Origin of the sequence: Longimicrobium sp., assembly GCF_036280135.1 — a bacterium.
Classification (GTDB): domain Bacteria; phylum Gemmatimonadota; class Gemmatimonadetes; order Longimicrobiales; family Longimicrobiaceae; genus Longimicrobium.
In genome coordinates this window covers 1-3,540 of record NZ_DASURI010000989.1, presented here as the reverse complement: position 1 = coordinate 3,540, position 3,540 = coordinate 1, and the positions used below count along the sequence as shown (strand labels likewise).

Genomic DNA, 3,540 nt, shown 5'->3' with positions numbered 1-3,540 from the left:
CCGCAACGTGATGTTCTGGGCGGCCGCCGACCCGGGCGAGCGGGGCCGTCTCTTCTCCGCCGAGGCCGGGCGCCGCCGCCATGCCGAGCTGGCCGAGGCCCGCATCAGCGAGGAGCTCGCCGGGCCGCTCTCGGCCGTGGGCGAGATGCTCGCCGCGCCCGACAGCACCAGCGGCGAGGCCGTGGCGCAGGCGTGCACGGGCATCGCCCGCTGGGCCGAGGAGCAGGGGCACCTGAACACGGCCCTGGCGTACACTCAGTCCGCGTCGGTGGCCGCGCCGCGCAACGCGCGCCTGGCGCTGGCCGTGGGCAAGCTGGCCCGCCGCCGCGGTGAGGCCGCCCGCGCCGAGACGTGGTTCCGCCACACCATCATGATCGCCCGGCAGATCGGCGACTGGGAGTCGTACTCCCGCGCCTACATCGCCCTGGGCAACATGCTCATCACGCGCGGCAACCTGCCGGCGGCCGGCCGCATGCACATCAAGGCGCTGCGCGCGGCGCGTCGCAAGGGCCTGCAGCAGATCCAGGGCATGGCGCTGCACGACCTGTTCGTCATCGCCGACGAGATGGGCCGCGACGAGCAGGCCGAGGAGTACGCGCGGCAGGCGTTCCGGGCCTACGGCGCGGGTCACCCGTCGCTGCTGGCGCTGGCGCACGACATCGCGTACTTCTGGATGCAGCGCGGCTACTTCTCGCAGGCGCTCGAGGTGTTCCAGCGCCTGGAGCCGTCCGCCACGGACGCGCGTGCCCGGCTGCTGCTCACGGCCAACGTGGCGCGTGCCGCGGCCGGCGTGGGCAACCGCGAGCTGTTCCGCAAGGCGTGGACGCAGGTGTACCGGATGATGAAGGACCCGGATCTCACCACCATCGCCGCGAACGTCACGCTGGAGCTTGCGCTGGGTGCCGCCGCCCTGGGCGAGTGGGACCGCGCCGAGCAGGCCGGCCAGGAGTCGCTCGAGGTGGCCAAGCGCCTGGGTCAGGCCAAGGTGCGTTTCCGCGCCGAGTCGCTGCTGGAGTCCATCAGCGGCGGGCGTTCCGCCGAGGCCCGGGTCACGGAGAGCCGCCGTGCTCCCGCCAAGGTCGACAGCATGGCGAACGACCTGCTTCGCGGGCTGGCCACCGTCCCGGCGGGCGCTGGAGTCTGACCGACGCCGGTAACGAAAGACCCCGCGGCGGTTGCCGCGGGGTCTTTTGTTCACCAGCTCGGGACGTGAAGGACCGCCGTCTCAGCCGCCGGAACCCATCTGGCCCGTGCAGCGGAACACCACGCTGCCGTCGGCCTGGATCTCCCGCGTGAGCGTGCCTTCGCAGGTGGTGCCGATGTCCTGCGCGGGCTTCGCTTCGGGCTGGGCCTGGGGGGCCGTGACGGAATCGGCGCAGGCCGCCAGCATGGACACGGAAAGGACGGCCAGGAGGGTCCGGGCGAGTTTCATCGTCGCTCCAGTTTCAGGGATGATGCGGTGACGGTCGGTTGGGCGGTCAGGGGTTGATTGCCCGAGGGTGCACAGAAGATGCACCCGTGCGTCGCGCATCGCCCATCCTTGTTCGATCCCGTACCGAATATTTCCAGACACGTCATGGCCCCGCCCCCACGCCCCGTCCTCGTACTGCACTCAAACGGTGCGTTCAAGGAGCGTGTACGCCGGGTGGGTGCCCGCGGTTTCCAGTGCACCTTCGTGACCAACTGGGACCGCCTGCGCCAGGCGGTGGTCACGTCGCCGCCGGCCGCCATCCTGATCGTGGACCCCTACCTGGACTCGCGCGCGGCCGACCCGCAGCTCTCCCCGGAGCTGCGCGCCCTGCTGTGGGAGTTTCCCTCGGCCACCGTGCTGGCGGCGGTGGACATTCGCCCGGGGCGCTCGCGCGACCTGCGCACGCTGGGCGAGTGGGGCGTCACGGACGTCATCTCCCTCGTGGAGGACGACACGCCCGAGGCCATCTACCGCCGCCTGCGCTCCGTGGAGGGCCGCTCCCTGCAGGGGTTGCTGGATCGCACGCTGCCGCCCGTTCTCTCCGGGCGCACCCGCATGCTGATGATGACGGCGGCCGAGGTGGTGTCGGTGGGCGGGCGGGCCCGGGAGCTGGCGCGGCGGCTGCACCTGTCCGAGCGCACCGTGCTGCGCTGGGCAGACCGTGGAGGGCTGCCGCCCCCGCGCCGCCTGCTGGCGTGGATGCGCATCCTGCTGGCCGCGTCGCTCCTGGACGACCCCGGGCGGACGGTGCTGTCCGTGGCCCACGCGTGCGGCTACTCGTCCGACAGCAGCCTGCGCCGGGCGATGCAAGATTTTCTCCAGACGGGTCCGTCCGCCCTGCGGCGCGAGGGCGCCTTTCCCTCGGCGTCGCGCGTGTTCCTGGAGGAGCTGGCCCGCACCCGCGCCGGCGTTCGGGACCGCCACTCCCTCCGCTTTTGAGCCGGTCGGCGGATGGTTCCCGGTCTGCCCGCGTCGCCCGTCCTGCTCACGCGGGCAGGGCGCGGAACGCCTCCTCCAGCTCGCGGCGCGTGCGGTCGTCCAGGTGCAGGGACGCGGCGCGGACGCTGCTCTCGATGCTGGCCGGGCGGCTGGCGCCGGGGATGACGGCCAGCGACGGCGACACGCCCAGGATCCACGCCAGCACCAGCTCCTCCGGCGTGGCGCCGCCGTGCCGCGCGCCGATCTCCCGCAGCTCCTCGCTCTCGCGCAGCAGCGTTACGCGCCGCGCGCCGCCCACGGGCGAGTAGGGAAGAAACGTGATGGAGCGCTGGTCGCAGAACCGGATGATGCCGTCCAGCTCCGACGATCGGTCCCACGGGTTGTACCGGTTCTGCACGGAGGTGACGGGGACGAGGGCCAGGGCCGCCTCCACCTGCATGAGCGACACGTTGCTGAGCCCCACCGACGCCACCTTGCCCTCCTCGTACAGCCGCGCCACCGCGCCCACGCTCTCGCCGAAGGGAACCCGGCGGTCGGGGGCGTGCAGCTGGTACAGGTCGATGCGGTCCGTGCCCAGCATCCGCAGGCTGTGCTCGCAGGCGCGGCGCAGGTGCTCGGGGCGGCCGTCGTTCTCCCACCGTCCCTCCGGCCGCGTGAGCCCGCCCTTGGTGGCCACCGTCACGTCGTCGCGGGCGCCCAGCGCGTCCAGCGTCTCGGCGATCAGCCGCTCGTTGTGGCCCAGGTCGGCGTCGTCCAGGCAGTAGACGTCGGCCGTGTCGATGAAGTTCACGCCCAGCTCCACCGCGCGCCGGATCACGTCCTTTGCCCGCGCGCGGTCCGGCCGCCCCTGGATGGAGAGCGGCATCCCGCCCAGCCCCACGCGCGTCACCCGCCGACCCGTACGCCCCAGCTGAACCGTCTGCATCTCCGCTCCGTTTGCCGATTGTGCCGCGTGGACGTGCGCGCGTGTGTCGTCGTGCTGATTGGGGGAAGAACGACTGCTGAACTGCTGAGCTGCCGGATGCGGGCGTGCCCCTCCGCTGCGCTCCGGGTCGGGCTGCGCCCGCCGTAGGCAACGAAACGACTGTTGCCAACGGCGCCGGGCCCCCTCCGCGGCGGGACAACGATAC

At 72.6% G+C, this 3,540-nt stretch carries 4 protein-coding genes; 2 read left to right on the top strand and 2 right to left on the bottom strand.

Going from position 1 to position 3,540, the window contains the following annotated elements; genetic code table 11:
- The coding region (locus VFZ20_RS31820; RefSeq protein WP_329688010.1) for a hypothetical protein at positions 1 to 1,144 on the top strand (1,144 nt) is incomplete at its 5' end.
- A gap of 81 nt (positions 1,145 to 1,225) precedes the next feature.
- Here VFZ20_RS31820 and VFZ20_RS31815 read toward each other — a convergent pair.
- Positions 1,226 to 1,432 carry a hypothetical protein gene (locus VFZ20_RS31815; RefSeq protein WP_329688009.1) on the bottom strand — a complete coding sequence of 69 codons (207 nt, stop codon included), beginning with the start codon at positions 1,430 to 1,432 and terminating at the stop codon, positions 1,226 to 1,228.
- 213 nt (positions 1,433 to 1,645) lie between these two features.
- On the opposite strand from VFZ20_RS31815, the gene VFZ20_RS31810 reads away from it, so the two are divergent.
- The gene (locus tag VFZ20_RS31810; protein ID WP_329688008.1) at positions 1,646 to 2,410 is read left to right on the top strand and encodes a helix-turn-helix domain-containing protein; all 765 of its coding nucleotides are present in this window, start codon (positions 1,646 to 1,648) and stop codon (positions 2,408 to 2,410) included.
- Positions 2,411 to 2,456: 46 nt separating this feature from the next.
- Here the strand turns inward: VFZ20_RS31810 and VFZ20_RS31805 are convergent, their stop codons facing one another.
- Positions 2,457 to 3,335, bottom strand: a complete 879-nt coding sequence (locus tag VFZ20_RS31805; RefSeq protein WP_329688007.1) for an aldo/keto reductase — start codon at positions 3,333 to 3,335, stop codon at positions 2,457 to 2,459.
- Between the last annotated feature and the right edge of the window lie 205 nt (positions 3,336 to 3,540).